Origin of the sequence: Marinomonas communis, assembly GCF_004363305.1 — a bacterium.
Lineage (GTDB): Bacteria > Pseudomonadota > Gammaproteobacteria > Pseudomonadales > Marinomonadaceae > Marinomonas > Marinomonas communis.
Genome location: NZ_SNZA01000002.1, coordinates 123,247 through 141,036, shown reverse-complemented (window position 1 = coordinate 141,036; position 17,790 = coordinate 123,247). Strand labels below are relative to the sequence as shown.

At 48.0% G+C, this 17,790-nt stretch carries 20 protein-coding genes; 16 read left to right on the top strand and 4 right to left on the bottom strand.

The genetic code is table 11. The annotated features are described in order from the left end of the window. Positions 1 to 265: 265 nt before the first annotated feature. From C8D85_RS07070 to C8D85_RS07055, 4 genes are read left to right on the top strand one after another with little or no spacing between them, the layout of a single operon-like run. Positions 266 to 1,060 carry a transporter substrate-binding domain-containing protein gene (locus tag C8D85_RS07070; RefSeq protein ID WP_133561090.1) on the top strand — a complete coding sequence of 265 codons (795 nt, stop codon included), beginning with the start codon at positions 266 to 268 and terminating at the stop codon, positions 1,058 to 1,060. A 10-nt stretch (positions 1,061 to 1,070) separates the two neighbouring features. After that, positions 1,071 to 1,733, top strand: a complete 663-nt coding sequence (locus C8D85_RS07065) for an amino acid ABC transporter permease (protein ID WP_133561088.1) — start codon at positions 1,071 to 1,073, stop codon at positions 1,731 to 1,733. Next, entirely contained in the window at positions 1,730 to 2,380 is a 651-nt protein-coding gene (locus C8D85_RS07060) for an amino acid ABC transporter permease (RefSeq protein WP_133561086.1), read from the top strand. The genes C8D85_RS07065 and C8D85_RS07060 overlap by 4 nt, the downstream gene beginning before the upstream one ends. Beyond that, positions 2,367 to 3,095: an amino acid ABC transporter ATP-binding protein gene (locus tag C8D85_RS07055; RefSeq protein ID WP_133561084.1), complete on the top strand. Its 729-nt coding sequence runs from the start codon at positions 2,367 to 2,369 to the stop codon at positions 3,093 to 3,095. Before C8D85_RS07060 ends, C8D85_RS07055 begins: the two co-directional genes overlap by 14 nt. Positions 3,096 to 3,196: 101 nt before the next feature. On the opposite strand, the gene C8D85_RS07050 is transcribed toward C8D85_RS07055, so the two are convergent. Continuing rightward, positions 3,197 to 4,423, bottom strand: a complete 1,227-nt coding sequence (locus tag C8D85_RS07050) for an aminotransferase class V-fold PLP-dependent enzyme (RefSeq protein WP_211342153.1) — start codon at positions 4,421 to 4,423, stop codon at positions 3,197 to 3,199. A gap of 126 nt (positions 4,424 to 4,549) precedes the next feature. Between C8D85_RS07050 and C8D85_RS07045 the strand changes: the two genes are divergently transcribed. Continuing rightward, positions 4,550 to 5,017, top strand: coding sequence for an Lrp/AsnC family transcriptional regulator (locus tag C8D85_RS07045; RefSeq protein WP_133561080.1), 468 nt, complete (start codon positions 4,550 to 4,552; stop codon positions 5,015 to 5,017). Then, positions 5,014 to 5,766, top strand: a complete 753-nt coding sequence (locus C8D85_RS07040; protein WP_133561078.1) for a sulfite exporter TauE/SafE family protein — start codon at positions 5,014 to 5,016, stop codon at positions 5,764 to 5,766. The genes C8D85_RS07045 and C8D85_RS07040 overlap by 4 nt, the downstream gene beginning before the upstream one ends. Positions 5,767 to 5,784: 18 nt before the next feature. Here the strand turns inward: C8D85_RS07040 and C8D85_RS07035 are convergent, their stop codons facing one another. Both C8D85_RS07035 and C8D85_RS07030 read right to left on the bottom strand, forming a co-directional pair. Beyond that, positions 5,785 to 6,273 (bottom strand): hypothetical protein, encoded by a 489-nt coding sequence (locus C8D85_RS07035; protein WP_133561076.1) that lies wholly within the window; start codon positions 6,271 to 6,273, stop codon positions 5,785 to 5,787. A gap of 111 nt (positions 6,274 to 6,384) precedes the next feature. After that, the gene (locus tag C8D85_RS07030) at positions 6,385 to 7,290 is read right to left on the bottom strand and encodes a LysR family transcriptional regulator (RefSeq protein WP_133561074.1); all 906 of its coding nucleotides are present in this window, start codon (positions 7,288 to 7,290) and stop codon (positions 6,385 to 6,387) included. A 127-nt stretch (positions 7,291 to 7,417) separates the two neighbouring features. Here C8D85_RS07030 and C8D85_RS07025 point away from each other — a divergent pair, with 127 nt between their 5' ends. After that, a complete protein-coding gene (locus tag C8D85_RS07025; RefSeq protein ID WP_133561072.1) occupies positions 7,418 to 8,818 on the top strand; it encodes a M20 family metallopeptidase in 1,401 nt (466 codons plus the stop codon). Positions 8,819 to 8,899: 81 nt separating this feature from the next. Further along, the gene (locus C8D85_RS07020; RefSeq protein ID WP_133561070.1) at positions 8,900 to 9,682 is read left to right on the top strand and encodes a sulfite exporter TauE/SafE family protein; all 783 of its coding nucleotides are present in this window, start codon (positions 8,900 to 8,902) and stop codon (positions 9,680 to 9,682) included. Positions 9,683 to 9,741: 59 nt separating this feature from the next. On the opposite strand, the gene C8D85_RS07015 is transcribed toward C8D85_RS07020, so the two are convergent. Continuing rightward, a complete protein-coding gene (locus tag C8D85_RS07015; protein ID WP_211342152.1) occupies positions 9,742 to 11,040 on the bottom strand; it encodes an MFS transporter in 1,299 nt (432 codons plus the stop codon). A gap of 200 nt (positions 11,041 to 11,240) precedes the next feature. On the opposite strand from C8D85_RS07015, the gene C8D85_RS07010 reads away from it, so the two are divergent. The 8 genes from C8D85_RS07010 to C8D85_RS06975 all read left to right on the top strand — a co-directional run bounded on the left by C8D85_RS07010 (position 11,241) and on the right by C8D85_RS06975 (position 17,759). Then, positions 11,241 to 11,654, top strand: a complete 414-nt coding sequence (locus C8D85_RS07010) for a GNAT family acetyltransferase (protein ID WP_133561066.1) — start codon at positions 11,241 to 11,243, stop codon at positions 11,652 to 11,654. Between the two features lie 199 nt (positions 11,655 to 11,853). Next, positions 11,854 to 12,270 carry a MarR family winged helix-turn-helix transcriptional regulator gene (locus C8D85_RS07005; protein ID WP_133561064.1) on the top strand — a complete coding sequence of 139 codons (417 nt, stop codon included), beginning with the start codon at positions 11,854 to 11,856 and terminating at the stop codon, positions 12,268 to 12,270. Between the two features lie 34 nt (positions 12,271 to 12,304). Beyond that, positions 12,305 to 13,369, top strand: coding sequence for an HlyD family secretion protein (locus C8D85_RS07000; RefSeq protein WP_133561062.1), 1,065 nt, complete (start codon positions 12,305 to 12,307; stop codon positions 13,367 to 13,369). Between the two features lie 12 nt (positions 13,370 to 13,381). After that, positions 13,382 to 14,911: a DHA2 family efflux MFS transporter permease subunit gene (locus tag C8D85_RS06995; protein WP_211342151.1), complete on the top strand. Its 1,530-nt coding sequence runs from the start codon at positions 13,382 to 13,384 to the stop codon at positions 14,909 to 14,911. Between the two features lie 108 nt (positions 14,912 to 15,019). Next, the gene (locus tag C8D85_RS06990) at positions 15,020 to 15,418 is read left to right on the top strand and encodes a hypothetical protein (RefSeq protein WP_133561060.1); all 399 of its coding nucleotides are present in this window, start codon (positions 15,020 to 15,022) and stop codon (positions 15,416 to 15,418) included. A 39-nt stretch (positions 15,419 to 15,457) separates the two neighbouring features. Then, positions 15,458 to 16,003: a copper chaperone PCu(A)C gene (locus tag C8D85_RS06985; RefSeq protein ID WP_133561058.1), complete on the top strand. Its 546-nt coding sequence runs from the start codon at positions 15,458 to 15,460 to the stop codon at positions 16,001 to 16,003. A 108-nt stretch (positions 16,004 to 16,111) separates the two neighbouring features. Continuing rightward, on the top strand, positions 16,112 to 16,711 hold the full coding sequence (locus tag C8D85_RS06980; protein ID WP_133561056.1) for a gamma-glutamylcyclotransferase family protein: 600 nt from the start codon (positions 16,112 to 16,114) through the stop codon (positions 16,709 to 16,711). Further along, on the top strand, positions 16,701 to 17,759 hold the full coding sequence (locus C8D85_RS06975; protein WP_133561054.1) for a methyltransferase: 1,059 nt from the start codon (positions 16,701 to 16,703) through the stop codon (positions 17,757 to 17,759). The genes C8D85_RS06980 and C8D85_RS06975 overlap by 11 nt, the downstream gene beginning before the upstream one ends. Positions 17,760 to 17,790: the final 31 nt, after the last annotated feature.

The following is a 17,790-nucleotide window of genomic DNA, read 5'->3' as shown; positions in this document are numbered from 1 at the left end:
ATGGACACAACATTAAACTTTTTTAATGAAAGTCGATGGGCTGTTTTGGTGCGCGTAATTGTTTATGCATCATGTTGGTTCATATTGAAATTTGACTTATCGGTCAGATACTTATGGGCAAATTTGCCTATTTCCTCAAGAAAAGTCAGCCATAGTTGGTACTTACGTCTCATACTGAGTGAGTTATGAAACTTTGGTTTCATTTTGGCATATTGCTTGCAAACTCTGTTTCACAATTACATAAAGCTAAACGAGGCAATCAACGATGACATCACTTAAGAAACTACTAGGTAAGACACTGCTTGCAACGGCATGTTTGGGTACAGCAATGAGCGCAGCGGCAGATGTGCTTAGCGACATTAAAGCGCGCGATGAAATTCGCATTGCCGTACCTCAGGACTTCCCACCATTCGGTTCAGTAGGCGCTGACCTTAAACCGCAGGGCATTGATGTAGACATGGCAAACTACATTGCCGATCAGCTTGGTGTGGATTTGACGATTGTTCCAGTGACCAGTGCGAACCGTATCCCGTACTTGCAAACCAACAAAGTTGATCTAGTGATTTCTAGCTTAGGTAAAAACCCTGAGCGCGAAAAAGCCATCGATTTCTCAACACCATACGCACCATTCTTCTTGGGTGTATTCGGTGAGAAAAGCATCTCAGTGGGCGCTCTTCAAGACCTATCTGGTAAAACTGTAGGCGTAACCCGTGGTTCGGTTGAAGACCTAGAGCTTGAGAAAAACGCACCAAGTGATGTGACAGTACAGCGTTTTGAAGACAACAACACTACGTTGACAGCTTACCTATCTGGTCAAGTGAACTTGATTGCCACAGGTAACCTTGTTGCAACAGAGATCGCCAAACGTAAGCCGGCTCGTGCCCCTGAAGCGAAATTCATGCTGAAAGACTCACCTTGTTACATCGGTATGGCCAAAGGTGAAACAGCGCTACAAACAGAAGTGAACAGCATCATTGCGAAGGCTCTGGCAGAAGGCAAGCTAAACGACATTTCCATGAAATGGTTAAAGGCTCCATTGCCTAAAGGCTTTGGTGCATAAGGCTTAAGCCATGCTGAATTTTTCCGATTTATTACCCTATACGGATGTGTTCTTTGGTGGTCTGATGACCACCATTGAACTCACCTTATTAACCACTGTACTGGGCGTTGTATTGGGAACAACCTGTGCTGCCGTTCGACAATACGGTCACCCTGCGAGCCAGCGCGCGGTGGCGGCTTATGTAGAACTCATCCGCAACACGCCTTTTATTGTGCAGTTATTCTTTATTTTCTTTGGTCTGCCGTCGATTGGTTTGATGTTGAGTCCATGGCAAGCCAGTGTCATTGCACTCACCATTAACCTTGGGGCATACAGCACAGAGATCATTCGTGCCGGTTTGAACAATATTCCGAAGGGGCAATGGGAAGCGGCTAAAGTGTTGGGAATGGACTTTCGTCAGACCCTAACACGCGTTGTATTCACACCCGCCTTTGAAAAGATTTATCCTGCGTTAACCAGCCAATGCATCATCGTTATGTTGGGCTCAGCGGTGTTATCTCAGATTTCGGTACAAGACCTCACTTATGCAGCCAACTTGGTTCAATCGCGTAACTTTCGAGCGTTTGAAAGCTATGTGGTGACAGCATTGATGTACTTAGGCTTAGCAATGTTGATGCGATATGTCTTTGCCATGATTGGCAAACGTGTGTTCGCATTTCGGGAGGCTCAATGATTGAATTTTCAAACTGGGACATTCTGCGTAACCTGTTGATTGCGACCCAATGGACAGTGTTGCTGTCACTTGCCGCGTTTATCGGTGGCACGGCGGTGGCATTAGGCTTAACCGCCATGCGCTTAACTCGTAATCCAGTGATGATACGCATAGTCAAACTTTACGTAGAGCTGTTCCAAGGCACGCCACTTCTTATGCAGATGTTCCTGTGTTTCTTTGGCTTGTCGATGATCGGTTATGAAATTTCTGCTTGGGGTGCGGCGATCTTGTCTTTAACCCTCTTTACCAGCGCTTTTTTAGTTGAAATTTGGCGCGGTTGTATCGACACCCTACCAAAAGGTCAGTGGGAAGCGAGCCGTGTATTGGGCTTGAACTTCTTACAAACTCTACGCCATGTGATTCTGCCGCAAGCAACCAAAGTGGCGTTTGCCCCGACCGTCGGCTTTTCGGTGCAAGTGGTCAAAGGCACGGCGTTGGCATCGGTAATTGGTTTTGTCGAGCTGACGAAAGCCGGCACCATGTTAAACAACGCGACCTTTGAGCCGTTTAAAGTGTTCGCTTTTGTGGCGCTTATCTATTTTGCCCTGTGTTACCCGCTGTCTCTTTGCAGCAAGTATTTGGAGAAGAAATACCATGTCGCTCGTTAAACTTGATCAAGTCCATAAATACTATGGCGACTTCCATGTGCTTAAAGGCATTGATCTAAACATCAAAGCGGGGGAAGTGGTATCGATCATCGGTAAAAGTGGCTCAGGTAAGAGTACCTTGCTGCGCTGTATTAATGGTTTAGAGGAATACCAACAAGGCGGTATTTCGGTCGACGATAAAGAAGTGACTTCGGAAGACATCCAAGTGCGTCGATTGGCACTAAGTGTGGGGATGATCTTTCAGAACTTTAACCTGTTTCCCCATCTCACGGTGGGTGAAAACATTATGTTGGCACCGACCATCGTTCTGAAGAAGTCCAAGGCGGAAGCCGAAAAAGTCGCCCGTGCCATGCTTGAAAAGGTAGGGCTTGGGGATAAGTTTGATCGTTATCCAGAGAAACTGTCTGGTGGACAACAACAGCGGGTTGCTATTGCACGTGCTTTGGCGATGAACCCGAAAGTCTTGCTTTGTGATGAGATCACCTCCGCCCTAGACCCTGAGTTGGTGGGTGAAGTGTTAAAAGTCCTAGAGCAATTAGCTGCAGAGGGCATGACATTGATCTTGGTAACCCATGAAATGAACTTTGCTCGTGACGTGGGTGACCGCGTTGTCTTTATGCACCAAGGCAAAGTCTGGGAAGAGGGTAATTCTAAAAAGCTACTCTCAGAGCCGGAAACGGAAGAACTGAAGCAGTTTATTGGTGCCGTTCTTTAACTTCCTTCGCCTCCAGTATGATTGAAGCCCCGTATTGGGGCTTTTTTTTGTTCGATCCAAAAGGTGAACTCTTGCTTGAGGTCACCTGTAGTGCGAGCTTTCTAAAGAGCTTGATCTAACGCGGCAATCAACTGATCGATTTCCTCAGGGGTGGTGTAGTGCACAAAGGATAGGCGAACGACACCTGTGTTGGGATCGATATTCATGGCTTCTAACAGTCGTACAGCATAGAAATGTCCTACGCCACACATGATGCCTTGCTCTACGAGCTTGCGGCCTAATTCTTGAGGTGTTTGCTGTGTCGGCACAATCGACACGGTCGCTGCGCGCTCGCTGGCTTGGTCCGAGCCAAGCAAGGTCACGTTAGGGTGACTCGATAAGAAGGTCAGTAACTTATCTAAAAGCGGTTGTTCAGTCTCATGAAAGAGCTTACGCACTCTTTCAGCAATAAGTTTGACGTCGCTGGTCGCTTCAAAATGATGGTCGTGTACCGCTTCGAAATAATCCAATACGGCTTGGCTAGCGGCTACTTGTGCATGATCAGGACCTGCAGGGACAAACCATTTGGCTTTGTAAGCGCCATTAAAATAATGCGCCTGATTACCCAGTAACTCTGCCACGGCATTGCGAATGACCATCATACCCAAATGCGGGCCGAAGGTTTTGTAGAGAGAGAATAAGTAAATATCCGCTCCAAGTGCACCGACATCTGGCAAACCGTGTCCTGCATACGATACGCCATCGACTAACGTGATCACTCCTGCTGCTTTGGCTTTGGCGCAAATCTCAGCCACCGGATTAATATAAGCCACAATGTTAGAACAGTGGTTGAACGCTAATAGCTTTGTCTTGGGTGTGATCAGTTCATCTAAATCGTCTACTGATAGTGCACCCGTTTTAGGGTCGACTTGCCACTCTTTGATAACAATGCCGTGTTTAGCAAGACGATGCCAAACACCAATGTTAGCTTCGTGATCTTGGTTGGTGACAATGATTTCATCGCCTGCTTGCAGCACATTGGCAAAGGCTTGGGCGAGGACATAAGTGTTCTGAGAGGTTGAGGGGCCCATATACACTTCGTCTGTATCCACATTTAAGTAGGCTGCCAAGCGGGCATGAGAGGCGTCCATTTGTGCCCCCGCTTTGAGCGCTGCAGGATGCGGGTGGTAAGGCTGCACTTTGGTTTCACGATAATAGTTACTCAGTGCCTCAATCACCTGAGCGCAAGCGTAAGAGCCACCTGCGTTGTCGAAAAACGCTTGTCCTTGTAATGATGCTTCTTGGAACGCTGGAAACTGCTGACGTACAAAATTTTGATCCAACAACATAACCTTCCCCTGATAAATAAGTGTGCAAGATCCTTTCATTCTAGAAGCATTGGGCCGCAATGTGCTTGCATAATAGGGGGCTTACTCGTACGGTTTCACAAGATACTTTCGTTATTGAGATGCTAAATGACAGAAATTGCCTTGGATCGTACGGACTATAAAATTATAAAAGCATTGGAGCACAATGGTCGGGCCAGCAATGCATTGATTGCAGAGCAAGTGAACCTGTCACAATCCCAGTGTTTAAGGCGTATCAAACGTTTGGAGGAGTGCGGCATTATCCGTGGCTACCGAGCGCAGATTGATTATGAAAAAATGGGTTATACAGTGGTCGCGTGGACCTTGGTGACCATTAGCAAGGATGTTCCCGAAGCACGGGATAACGTCACTCGCTATTTGCAGGAACAAGAGCAGGCGGTATCCGTATTTGGTGTCACAGGAGACGTGGATTTGATGGTGGAAATTCGTGCAAAGGATATGGCAGCTTTTAGTGACTTTGTCGTTAAAGGGATTTATGCCCATGAGCAAGTGGTGAGCACCAAATCCTATATTCGTCTCGACACAGCGAAACTCAATGGTGGAATTATTACATGATGGATACGACGCTTCTTATCATCGCGGCACTGATTGTCGGGTTATCCAAAGGCGGTTTGGCTTCTATGGCGGCGATTGCCGTACCCATGCTGGCGTTGTTTATGAACCCCGTGCAAGCGGCGGCAACGTTACTGCCCGTTTACATTGTCACGGATTGGGTTGGCGTCTGGCTGTATCGTAAGCATTACTCGAAAAGAAATGTTTGGATTTTGACGCCTGCTATCTTGTTAGGATTAGCCATCGCCACCGTCATTACCCCTTACACCCCCGAGTTTGGCTTGTTAATTTTTACTGGCTTAATAGGGCTTTGGTACAGTGTAAGAGCTTGGTTTTCCAAACCTTCCACTGCCGTGAAAACAGCTGAAATCGGCCCCGGCGTGTTTTGGGGGACATTAACTGGGATCGCCAGTTTTATTACGCATTCAGGAGCGCCGCCAGCGCAAGCGTATTTATTGCCGCAGAAACTGCCTAAGTTGGAGTTCGCTGGCACCATCGCGATTGCATTTGCCATTGGTAATGTGGTCAAGATACCCGCTTACTACTCCATCGGACAAATGGATGGTTTGAATTGGTCGTTAATCGTGGGGTTGGCTGTTACCGGTATTATCGGGACGTTTATTGGACGTTGGCTGACCAAGAAATTGCATGATCAGACCTACATCAAAGTCATTCAGGGGATGTTGTTTTTGCTGTCCATTATTTTGCTATTACGCGGCGGCATGATGCTCATCCAGTCCATCTCAAGTTAGTAAGGATGAGCGAACACATTAAATAGCCTCATTGGGGTTGTCGATATCGAATAGGTAAGCCCATTCTTTATCGCGCCCCATGGCGTCTTTCATCTGAACTTTCAGGACCCATTGCATGCGTTCATCGGTACATAGAGGAACCACCACTTGACTGTGCCATGTATTGTCAGGGCGTTTGCTTAACGGGTATTCGTACACCCCAAGGTACATGTCTCGACCTTCAAGCACTAGTTTAATGTCTTGGGCATTTTGTACGGCTTTGGGTAAGTCCAAAGTGGTACTGATACGACGGTTCAAGCGAATACCGTCCTCAAATTGGATCGTCGCGCCATTAAACCGCTCAGGTGTTTCCTGTAAGGTGCAAAGGCCAGTGTCTAGATTGCATGGCCCCAAGGCATCCGGCAGAGGGTCTTCTGAGTGAATCATTTTAACGAGGGCTGCGACACCAAAAACGGACACGAAGGCACCAGCGTAAAATATCAGTTCGGCTTTGCTAAAAAATTTCATAAGACGCTATTCAATCGATCGGTTGCTTATCTATTACGTATATTACCCCGATACAGACCACGAAGGCAGGGAAGAGTTCGATAAACAACGGTCATTCCTTTATTTACTCTCTTACCGCCCGCTGTGCTCCGTGAGAGCAGCGGTTAAAAAGTCGAGGAAATAGCGCACAATAGCCGGCTGTTTTCGGCGCGACATCACCTGTAATTGCAGGCTGCGCTGAACTAAGGACGGCTCTTGCATTGGGCGCAGGACGAGTCCGTCCCGCAGGGCTTGGCGTTGTACTGTGAGTTCACCGCATAGGGCAATCGCATCAGGGCTTTCTTTGGTATAAGTGTAGATCGCACCCATAGCATTGCTGGTCAGAGCTGGAGCAATTTGGATGCCTTCCAAATGACAGGCAATGTCAAACAGGTAACTGAGGGTTGTGCCGGGTTCAGATAACGCAATCGGATAGTCTTTTAAATCACGCACACTTAGGCATTCTGCATTGGCTAAAGGGTGCTGCTGAGATAGCAATGCAGAGATGGGTGAGGGAACTTGGAGGGCCACTTCGACTCCTTGTTCCGGTTGCAAGCTAAAGGTCAGTGCCGCATCAACACTGCCTTCTTTGACTAGTTGAGTTGCCTTACCAGAATCAACGACCTGTAACGAGACTATGGCGCTGGGGTATTGCTGGCGAAACTGAGCAATCACATAAGGAAGGAAGTCCCATGCCATGCCTTCAGGGCAAGCCAGAGTGATGGTTTGCTGCTGTAGACTATTTAAGCCTTTCATTTCTGCGATGACATTACTTAATTCAACCGAGTTACGCAGCGCATAGGTGTAGAGAATCTCACCCGCAGAGGTCAGCGCCATGCCACGTGGTTTGCGTTCAAACAAGGTCAGTTGTAATTGATCTTCCAACTGACTGATTTGGCGGCTGATAGCAGACACGGCAACGTGCAGCTCTTCAGATGCAGCAGAAAGAGAGCCCGTTTGAGCGACGGCGTGGAAATAGCGCAGAGAGATTTCATACATAATGATTAGCTTTCTATTTTATGGAAGCATTGATTCCATAATTGATAATTGTTGCAAACCTAGTGACATCATAAGCTAAACCCCATTCTAAAATCGAGTCAACGCCTTAAAGGATGGAGAGAATCCCATGAATGATGAAACACGCTCAGGGCGTCAACAAGCGCTTGAGGCTGCAGTAGAGACAATCCGCAATGGGGTATTTGTGGAAACCCTTGCACGTCGCGTTGCGATGCCAACTGAAAGCCAAAATCCGCAGGCACAACAGCCTCTCCGAGCCTATCTGGTGGATGAGATCCAACCGACGCTGATGGCGCTTGGCTTCGAGTGCCAAGTCTATGACAACCCAATGGCGGGTCAACCGCCGCTGTTGATTGGCGTGCGCCATGAAGGGGACGAGCTGCCGACCTTGCTGACTTATGGTCACGGTGATGTGACAAATGGTCAGGAGAATGAATGGCGAGCTGGAACGCATCCATGGGATCTGAGTTTGCATGGTGACCAACTATTTGGCCGAGGAACCGCGGATAACAAAGGCCAGCATACGATTAACCTTTTAGGGCTGGAGGCTGCCATCAAGGCGCGCTCGGGCAAGCTGGGCTACAACCTGAAAGTCTTGTTTGAGATGAGCGAAGAAGTGGGCTCAAAGGGGCTGGAAGACTTTTGTCGTATGCAGGCTGAGACGTTACAGGCGGACCTGTTTCTAGCGTCAGATGGACCACGCTTAAATGCTAAGACGCCGACCATTTTCCTCGGCTCCCGTGGTGTTTGTCAGTTCCGCTTACGTTGTACAACGGACAATGGCGCACGTCATTCTGGTAACTGGGGCGGTGTCATCACCAATCCCGCGATACGTCTGCAACATGCGCTCAGTACCTTGGTCTCGCCAACAGGGAAATTACTGCCTGACTTTTTAAAAGCACCAGCGCCTACTGGTATCACTGCGCAGATGATGCAGGGTTTGCCTGTTGGGGGGCATGAAGGCGATCCAGAGTTGAACGCTTTATGGGGCGAAGCACACCTAAGCCCAGGTGAACGCTTATTTGGTAGTAATACTCTCGAAGTGATAGCGCTTGGGGCTGGCAACATTGATAAGCCAGTTGGGGCGATACCCAATAGCGCCGAAGCAGTGTGTCATTTACGTCTTGTGCCAGGGACGGATTGGAGTAACTTAGTTGCCAATCTTGAACGCCACTTTAGTGACTTAGACTTTAAAGATATCGAGATTCTGTATGAGGGTGGTTACAATGCCACGCGCTTGGATCCAGCTCATCCTTGGGTTCACTTTGTACAGTCATCCATGGAGGCTTCCCTTGGGCAGCCGGTCAGTGTCTTGCCGAACTTAGGCGGGACCATTCCAAATCACTGCTTTGCCGATGTATTGTCATTGCCAACCGTTTGGATGCCGCATTCTTATCCGTCGTGTAAACAGCATGCGCCGGACGAGCATTTATTAATGAGTGTGGCGCAACAAGGGTTGGCCTGTGCCGCAGGCGTGTTTTGGGATTTAGGGGAGCATTGGCCTCACTAAATGACCATATGGTAACGATCTGATGAAGCCCCTGATAACGAGGGGCTTCTTTTTTTTGCATGCAAACATGGGGAGTGTGGCATGGACTTTATTATGTATTTGGTACTTGGTGTGTGTTCTGGTGTGTTGGCAGGGTTATTTGGTATCGGTGGCGGGTTGATTATCGTCCCGGTACTTGTGTTCAGCTTTTCGGCTCAAGGCGTCTCTGCGGATGTGCTGACACACCTCGCCGTGGGTACATCGTTAGCGTGTATTTTGTTCACCTCCATTAATTCAGTGTGGGCACATCATCAGCGAGGTGCGGTGTTGTGGTCTCTCGTTGTGTGGTTAAGCGTGGGGATTTTGTTAGGCAGCTCGTTAGGCGGTGTGACGGCCTCTTATATTGACGGGGATGACCTGCAGCAGATTATCGGTGTGTTTGCGGTACTGATGGCGCTACAAATGTGGTTTGGTTGGAAGCCCAAGGGCAATACAGGATCACTGTCTAAGCCTACGTTATCTGTTTCGGGCGCTTTGATTGGTTGGGCGTCGGCTATTTTTGGTATCGGCGGCGGCTCTTTAATGGTGCCATTTTTAACCTGGAAAGGGATCGATATGAAAAAAGCCGTAGCCACTTCAGCGGCTTGTGGTTTGCCTATTGCCCTGTCTGGAGCGTTTTCTTTTATTGTGATGGGGATGGGGCATCAGGCTCTGCCTGAATACAGCGTGGGCTTTGTCTATCTGCCTGCGTTAGTAGGGATCGCCGCGACCAGCTTTTTTAGTGCTCGCTTGGGGGCAAGGCTTGCGCATAACTTGGATGCGGTATTGTTGAAGAAGTTATTTGCGGTGTTACTACTAGGGGTTGGGGCGAACTTTTTAATTTAGTTCAAAGTCAGTTCATCAAGGCAGTGATGCATACATCACTGCCTTTTCTGAGTCTTATATTAACCAATCTTGAAGTGCTTACGGATCGCCAGCATGGTGATCAAACTCACGCAGCAAGTGAACAATAAGTAGTAACTTGGAGCCATCAAATCATCGGTAGCACTGATCGACCAAACTAATAGGAAGGGCGTGAAGCTGCCGAACACTGTGGTCGCAATGTTGTAGCTTAATGCCATGCCTGTGGCGCGAACGTGGGTCGGAAAGAGCTCGGACATCAGCGCTGGCAGACCACCAAAATACATCGCTTTTAATACGCTTAACCAGAACAATACCGAAGCCAGAACCAGTAAGGTTGCATTCGCTGACAGTAACATGAAGGCTGGGTAAACCGTGATGAAGAAGAGTGCGCCTGCAAACATCATCAATTTGGTACGACCGATTCGGTCAGACAATATTCCGATGAAAGGCGTTAGAACGGTCAGTACCGCATAACTGATCAAGGTGCCACCGTAGCCAATAGAGCCACTTAGACCGAGATATTTCGTGGCGTAAGTCGGCATGAAAATAATCGAATAAGTTACAGAGGTAGACAGCACCATGGCACCAATATTGAAAAATAGGCCGCGCTTATGGGTTTTCACCAGCTCAGCAACCGGTACTTTCACTTCTTCTTTCTCAGCAAAAGACTCTGCTTCTTCGATATGACGGCGAATGTATAGACCCACAGGGCCGATCAGTAAACCAAAGATGAAAGGCACCCTCCAGCCCCAGTCTTCCAGTTGCTCTGTTGTCAGAGTGGCGGTTAGCACAAGACCAAATCCCGCACCTAGAAGCCCACTGATACCTTGGCTGGCAAACATAAAGCTGGAAATGAAGCCTTTGCGCTCAGGGTACTGTTCCACCAACATAGCCGTGGCACTGCCAAACTCACCACCGGCTGAGAAGCCTTGCATCAAGCGTGCTAGCAAAATGCCAATGGGGGCAAGCAAGCCAATGCTTTCGTAGGTTGGCATAACCGCGATCAAGAAAGTACCTGCCATCATTAGCCAAATCGTTAGCAACATGGCGGCTTTACGACCGACTTTATCCGCGTAGCCACCAATGACCACAGCGCCTAGAGGGCGAATGAGGTAAGACATGGCAAAAGCAAATAAGGCCATCATCAACGAAAGGGTTTCGTTGTCGGTTGGGAAAAACAGCTTAGAAATGGTACTGGCAAAAAATGCATAGGCAATTAAGTCAAACCATTCCAAAGCATTACCAATGGATGAGGCAATAATCAGCTTATATAGCTTTTTGTCTGATGGCGCTTCGCTAGCGCTTGAGGCATTATTGTTACTTAAATAAGTGTCCGTCACGGGGCTCTCCATGGTGCTAGGTGATCGAAAAGGTGTAAATCGATACTAGGGAGTCCTTTGGTTTTGCACAATTATTCATTTCCTAATACATTGTTGCTATTTTTAGAAGGCAATAAGTAACTATTTTGGGGCATGATGGGCATAGCCGACGCTTTTGTATATATTGTCAATGTTGAGGTGTACTCAGAGGAGTGGGTGTTATGACAATAAGAAGGGTACAACCCATTGATTTAGAACCCTTGGTAGAATTGTGGGAAATGGTCTTTCCAGACGATCCGTCTCACAACGCGCCACGAGCGATGCTACCAACCAAACTGGACGTAGACGATTTAATCCTCGTTGCGTGGGAAGAAGGTAAGCTGATTGGTGCATGTATGGTTGGTTACGATGGTCACCGAGGCTGGCTGTATGCCGTAGCGGTGCATCCTGATCATCGCCGCAAAGGCGTAGGCACCAACTTGATTAATGCATCGTTTGATACGTTGAAGTCGCTTGGCTGCATCAAAGTTAACTTACAGGTGCGTGAAGTAAACAACCCAGAAGTCGTGGCGTTTTATGAGTCACTGGGCTTCAAGGTAGAGCAACGTATCAGTATGGGCAAGCTCATAGATTGATAGGTAGACGCAACTACCCTCTATAAAATGCTAAAGCGACTAAGCGATCTTCGGGTCGCTTTTTTTATGCCTGTGATTTGTGCAAGAAATATCGGTACCGCAGAGGCTATCGAGGAACAAGCGTGCAGATATAAAGCTATATATTGTTTATAGTAAGCAAAGTATACAATAATCAACTTATACCACTGTGGATCCCCTTATGAGCGTTAGAGAACTGAGCTTTTTATTAACGGATGTGAAGCGTTTACTGCGCCGAGAGTATCTGAAAAGCGATTTACCCATCACCCCAATGCAAGCCCGTGCATTGGTTTATGTGTCGCGTTTTGAAGGTCTTCGCCAAAAGGCGTTGGCCGATATTTTAGAAATTCAACCGATTACCACCGCACGTTTGATTGACCAATTGAGCGACGAGGGGCTGGTGGAACGCCGCCCAGATCCAACGGATCGACGCGCCCATTGCTTGTATTTAACGGATCAGGCACAGGCGCTTTTAGATGATATTGGCGTCGTGGTCGAAGACGTCAACCGAAAGGCTGTCGCTGGACTAAGTGCGGATGAAATCGATCAATTACTGCATTTGTTAAAAGTGATGCATAGCAACCTCAGCCAAGACTAATGCCATGGCGTCACTTTCGAGAGGACATTAAAGAATGAGTGAAAGCAATACCCCTGCCGTAGAACCTAAACAAGTCACACAGCGAAACAAGCGCCGTTTGCTGTTATTTGTTGTGCCCGTTGTTGCTGTGGCGGCTTCGGCTTATGTTTACTTGCACGGCGGTCGTTATGTTGAAACGGACAATGCCTTTGTGAAAAACGATAAGACGATGATCACAGCAGAAGTCTCCGGATCGATTCAGACCTTGGCGGTAAAAGAAAACCAAGCCGTTGAGAAAGGGGCGTTGCTGTTCGCGATTGATCCTGTGCCTTATCAAACTGCCGTGGCGCAAGCTCAGGCGCAGTTGGAGCAGGTGCGTATTGAGCTATTGTCCCAGCAGGCGGCCTACGAAGAGAAAGAAGCTGAAATCACGTTGGCGCAGAGTACTTTTGCCTACAATCAGCGCGACGAAAAGCGTCAGGCTGACTTGCTAAAACAGCACTACATCTCAGATTCACAGTACGATGCGTCCACTCACACGACGAAAACCAGCCGTTTACAAATCGATGCGTTAGAAAAAGATTTGCGTCGCTTGCGTGAAGCGTTGGGTGGAGATGCTTCTCGTCCAGTGACAGAGCACCCAAGTTATCAAGCAGCGCAGGCACAGCTGGAACAAGCAAAGTTGAATCTTTCTCATGTACAGGTTTATGCGCCGGCAAACGGAATCGTTACCAATGTGCCGACGTCCGGTGAATACATAACGACAGGTGCCAGTGCGATGGTCTTGGTTGCTAACCAAAATCCATGGATTGAAGCCAATTTCACTGAAAAAGACATGACCTATATGAAACCAGGACAAACGGTTGAAGTCGAAGTGGACGCATACCCAGGCGTGACTTGGAAGGGAACCGTTGAAAGTATTAGCCCTGCGACAGGCTCGGAGTTTTCGGTGATCCCAGCTGAAAATGCGACCGGTAATTGGGTGAAAGTGACGCAGCGTGTTCCAGTACGCATTCATATCGATGCTAATGATAATGAACAAGTGTTACGAGCAGGATTAAGTACGTTAGTTACCGTTGATACAGAGCATCAAACCAGCTTACTTGGCGTGAAGCTTTAAGGTCGGTGTGGCATGACCCTCACTCAATCAAAACGCGCAGGAGATGAATCTTTTCAGCGCATCATGGTCACCGTATCGGTCATGCTTGCTACCATCATGCAAGCATTGGATACGACGATTGCCAACGTCGCTCTGCCGCATATGCAAGGCGCAATGGGGGCGACACAGGACCAAATTTCTTGGGTATTAACTTCGTATATCGTTGCTGCAGCGATTTGTATGCCTTTGACTGGATTTTTATCCGCCCGCTTTGGTCGTAAGCGATTATTTCTGTGGTCTGTCGTTGGCTTTACCGTGACATCAGTATTGTGTGGTATGGCTCAATCTCTGAATCAGATCATCCTATTTCGTCTGTTACAGGGCGTGTTCGGCGCAAGTTTAGTTCCACTCTCTCAGGCTATTCTGCTAGACAGTTACCCTAAAGAAAAGCATGGTTCAGCGATGGCCATGTGGGGGGTAGGTGTTATGGTCGGTCCTATTCTTGGTCCCTTTTTAGGGGGCTTGTTGACGGAGTACTACAGCTGGCGTTGGGTGTTTTACATCAATGTGCCGTTTGGTATTTTGGCTTGGTTAGGCATCACGAGCTTTGTTAAAGAAACGGATCTCAATCGCCAACGTAAGTTCGATTTTTACGGTTTCTTACTGCTGGCACTTGGCATTGGTGCGTTGCAAATGATGCTGGACCGTGGGGAAACTTTAGACTGGTTCAGTAGCTTAGAGGTCATCATTGAGGCGGGCTTGGCGGTCTTATGCTTGTATATGTTTGTGGTGCACATCAATACGCACAGCAGTCCTTTTATTGAAACCGCTCTGTTCCGTGATCGTAATTTTTCGGTAGGTCTCGTGTTCATCTTTATCGTCGGCATTATTTTGCTGGCAACTATGGCGTTATTGCCGCCATTTATGCAAAACCTGATGGGCTATCAAGTGGTTGATGTTGGCATGATTTTAGCCCCTCGCGGTTTTGGAACCATGGCAATGATGATCCTAGTGGGCAAGCTATCGGGTAAAGTCGATCCGAGATTGTTTATCTTCGTTGGGCTGCTGTTGATCATTTCATCTATGTGGGAGATGACACAGTTCACTTTGGATACGACTGCTGCAGATATTGTCAGAACGGGCATTGTGCAAGGTGCTGGATTGGGGCTGATTTTTGTGCCGCTTTCGACGATTGCCTTCTCAACTTTAGCGCCGCATTTGCGCACCGAAGCCTCGTCGTTATTCAGTTTGTTGCGTAATATCGGTAGTAGTATAGGCATCTCTATTGTTGCCACTTATCTGACCCAGCATACGCAGATTAATCACGCGATTTTTGCCGAATCCATCAACCCGTTTAACATGGGGCTGCAACTTGCTGAGCAGGCGGGGGCATACTCTACAGAGTCTGTAGCAGGACTGGCTGCACTGAATCAAATGGTCAGTGCTCAAGCGGCCACCATGGCCTATCTGCAGGACTTTCGTTTGATGATGTGGGTAACGGTTGCTGCGCTACCGCTGGTGTTTGCCTTAGGGCGGCCACAACCTAAAGCCACGAACGAGTAAACGTCTGAAGCGATAGAGCCTTGTTTAGGTGGCGTCATCCTGATCAAGGTTCTAGGTTTTCTTGTTGGTTTTCTCTACAATGAGGCCACGTTTAGTTTCGGTCTGATTATGCCAATTTCGTTGCTTGCACGATTACGTCAATACGGACGCTGGGTATTATTTGCTTGGTGTGTGTCATTGCTTGGTCCACTTGTGGTGCCAACGCAGCCTGTCGTGCAAAATGATTACGTGGTATTGCGTGTTTGTACTCTGATGAACGGTGTCCAGTTTATCAAAGTACCCCTTTCTGAGTTTTCTGACACCCAAGTTAAGGATCACATTGGCCAGTTACACGCCAGCTGTAAGTGTGGCTTAAATGTCGATCATTTATCGATTATCGGGGCAGATTACTCCGTTACAGCGACGCCTTTTGTGCCTGTACGCTGGAGCGACCCCTATAGTGGGCACGTTATTGCGACTTTCGATGCTCATTATGATCCGAGAGCCCCGCCATTCTTTTATAGCTGAATTTGTTTTAACCATTAATCCACTATAAGAGAATGTATTATGTCTTCACGTTTTTTAACGACTGTCGCGGCAGTTGCTACCCTGTGCGCATCAAGTCTTGCTTTAGCAAGTGATATCCAACTGAGTAATCCTGCGGTGCGTGCTATGCCGCCAGGTGCGCCAGCGAGTGGTGCCTACGTCACTTTAACGAATCACTCCGATCAAGATCGTTATTTGGTCGCGGCAGAAAGTGATGTGGCAGATGCCGTAGAAGTGCATTTGAGTGAAATGCAGGGTGACACCATGAAAATGTACCAAGTGGAGCAAGTTTTGGTGCCCGCTCATGGTCAAGCGCAACTCAAACCTGGTAGCTACCACATTATGATGATGGGGCTAAAAAAGCCTTTGAAAGCAGGCGATCAGGTGGCATTTACCTTGGTCATGAAAAATGGCGAGCGTTTACCTCTGACCGCTCCAGTGTTGTCGCCAGAAGAGATGACACAATATATGCCAGCAGGTATGAAAATGAAGTCTATGGATCATTCGAAAATGAACCATGGTAATCATAAGAAAATGGCGGAAGGCGAGCACTCTAGTCATCACTAAGTGAAGCGCCTAGGCTAGGCAGATGGGACTTCTCTGGCCTAGCCTCCAGTCATTGGGCGCGTTATGATCAGTGCTCCTTAAATTGCTCTCACCTTAAAAGGAGTGCTTATGAGTCGTCATTTTATCCTAGGTTATGGCAGCCTGATCAGTTCAACTAGCCGTGCAAAGACCGGTGAAACTGGCCAAGTATGGCCTGTTAAACTGAAGGGGTATGAACGAACTTGGTCAGTGATGTCCCAAGCACTGGGCATGAGCTCTGTGGCGGTTATTAAAGCATCCAATAAGGCCTGTAATGGGGTGTTAATTGAGGTGGCAGAAGACCAGTTCCCATTGTTTGATGAACGCGAACATGGTTATGAACGCGCACAGGTGTCGCGTTCACAACTTCACTCTTACCATGAAGACGAATTGCCTGAAGGCACCTATTGGGTGTACCACACCAAAGAAGTGGTAACGCCTTGCCAGCATTACCCCATTGTCTTGAGTTACGTTGATGTGATCTTGTCGGGTTGCTTAGAGCATGGCGATCACTTTTTGCATGACTTTTTATCGTTAACCCAAGGTTGGCGTGCACCGTTGGTGAATGACCGACGTGCTCCGGTGTATCCAAGAGCACAAACTGAATTATCGACAGAGCGCTTTAGTCATTTACTGGCGCCTGTTTCCACTTTGACTTTAAATGAGTTAGCTATCACTTATGACGCTTAATCCCCCCAGCTTATTGCTGGCGCGCAACGAGGCGCAGTTTACGGGCAATGTACTGTTTGCCAACCCTGAAGACACTTACCCACAGACACTGATGTCACAAGCGAACGTTTATACTTGGTGTCAATCTAAAGCGGTGGACGAGCAATTGGCTCGTGTTGGCCTTGCAGACGAGCAACGTCATTTCGGGGCAGAGTGGGATGCAGGACGAATCGAAGCGTTCGACCATGTCATCATCTATCAGCCAAAGGCGAAAGAGTTGCTTGATTACCTGCTCGCAGCCACCTTGCCACACCTTAAACAAGGTGGACAGTTGTGGTTGGTTGGAGACAACAAAAGTGGCGTTAAATCGTCCGTTAAGCGTTTAACAGCACCACTGGAAGAGGTGGGTAAGGTCGACAGTGCTAAACACTGCTTGCTGTTTAATGGCTATCTTCGTGGTGAAGCGAAGCCATTTGCGTTAAACGATTGGATCACCCGTTGGCAAGAAGACGCTGCCGGTCAGAGCTTTACCCTGTGCAGCATTCCTGGTGTTTTTGGTCATGGTAAGCTGGATAAAGGCACTGCTCTGTTACTAGAGCAACTAGAACAGCATCGCTTTATGAGTGATGTGGCCAATGCCCGTTTACTGGATTTTGGTTGTGGGGATGGCGTCATCAGTATGTGGTTGCATAAACGTACTGGGGCGAACATCAGTGCCTTGGATGACTCTGCTTTGGCGCTTAAAGCGACTGAGCTGACCTTTGCTGCCAATGACGCCAGTGAAGCTCTGACTTTAGTGCCTTCAAATGGTTTATCTGAAGTGAAAGGTCGCTTTAACTATGTGATCACGAATCCGCCATTCCACACGGGGATTAGTACGGATTACTCCATTGCTGAGCGCTTCTTTATCGATGTGAAGAAACATCTAACGCTGAATGGCGAACTATTTGTCGTGGCCAATGACTTCCTGCGCTACCCGCCATTGATCGATGCCGCATTGGGCAAACATCAAACGCTTAACAAAGGTCGCGGATTTGCTGTCTACCACGCTCGTCAGCAAAAGCCATAGATAGTGATCCAGTAACCAACACATAAGGGAA

Coding starts and splice junctions, on each gene's coding strand:
- C8D85_RS07025 (WP_133561072.1), top strand. CDS start 7,418: ATGAATGATGAAACACGCTCAGGGCGTCAACAAGCGCTTGAGGCTGCA.
- C8D85_RS07030 (WP_133561074.1), bottom strand. CDS start 7,290: ATGTATGAAATCTCTCTGCGCTATTTCCACGCCGTCGCTCAAACGGGC.
- C8D85_RS07045 (WP_133561080.1), top strand. CDS start 4,550: ATGACAGAAATTGCCTTGGATCGTACGGACTATAAAATTATAAAAGCA.
- C8D85_RS07070 (WP_133561090.1), top strand. CDS start 266: ATGACATCACTTAAGAAACTACTAGGTAAGACACTGCTTGCAACGGCA.
- C8D85_RS07020 (WP_133561070.1), top strand. CDS start 8,900: ATGGACTTTATTATGTATTTGGTACTTGGTGTGTGTTCTGGTGTGTTG.
- C8D85_RS07000 (WP_133561062.1), top strand. CDS start 12,305: ATGAGTGAAAGCAATACCCCTGCCGTAGAACCTAAACAAGTCACACAG.
- C8D85_RS07040 (WP_133561078.1), top strand. CDS start 5,014: ATGATGGATACGACGCTTCTTATCATCGCGGCACTGATTGTCGGGTTA.
- C8D85_RS07055 (WP_133561084.1), top strand. CDS start 2,367: ATGTCGCTCGTTAAACTTGATCAAGTCCATAAATACTATGGCGACTTC.
- C8D85_RS06985 (WP_133561058.1), top strand. CDS start 15,458: ATGTCTTCACGTTTTTTAACGACTGTCGCGGCAGTTGCTACCCTGTGC.
- C8D85_RS06995 (WP_211342151.1), top strand. CDS start 13,382: ATGACCCTCACTCAATCAAAACGCGCAGGAGATGAATCTTTTCAGCGC.
- C8D85_RS07035 (WP_133561076.1), bottom strand. CDS start 6,273: ATGAAATTTTTTAGCAAAGCCGAACTGATATTTTACGCTGGTGCCTTC.
- C8D85_RS07010 (WP_133561066.1), top strand. CDS start 11,241: ATGACAATAAGAAGGGTACAACCCATTGATTTAGAACCCTTGGTAGAA.
- C8D85_RS06975 (WP_133561054.1), top strand. CDS start 16,701: ATGACGCTTAATCCCCCCAGCTTATTGCTGGCGCGCAACGAGGCGCAG.
- C8D85_RS07065 (WP_133561088.1), top strand. CDS start 1,071: ATGCTGAATTTTTCCGATTTATTACCCTATACGGATGTGTTCTTTGGT.
- C8D85_RS06990 (WP_133561060.1), top strand. CDS start 15,020: ATGCCAATTTCGTTGCTTGCACGATTACGTCAATACGGACGCTGGGTA.
- C8D85_RS07005 (WP_133561064.1), top strand. CDS start 11,854: ATGAGCGTTAGAGAACTGAGCTTTTTATTAACGGATGTGAAGCGTTTA.
- C8D85_RS07050 (WP_211342153.1), bottom strand. CDS start 4,423: ATGTTGTTGGATCAAAATTTTGTACGTCAGCAGTTTCCAGCGTTCCAA.
- C8D85_RS06980 (WP_133561056.1), top strand. CDS start 16,112: ATGAGTCGTCATTTTATCCTAGGTTATGGCAGCCTGATCAGTTCAACT.
- C8D85_RS07060 (WP_133561086.1), top strand. CDS start 1,730: ATGATTGAATTTTCAAACTGGGACATTCTGCGTAACCTGTTGATTGCG.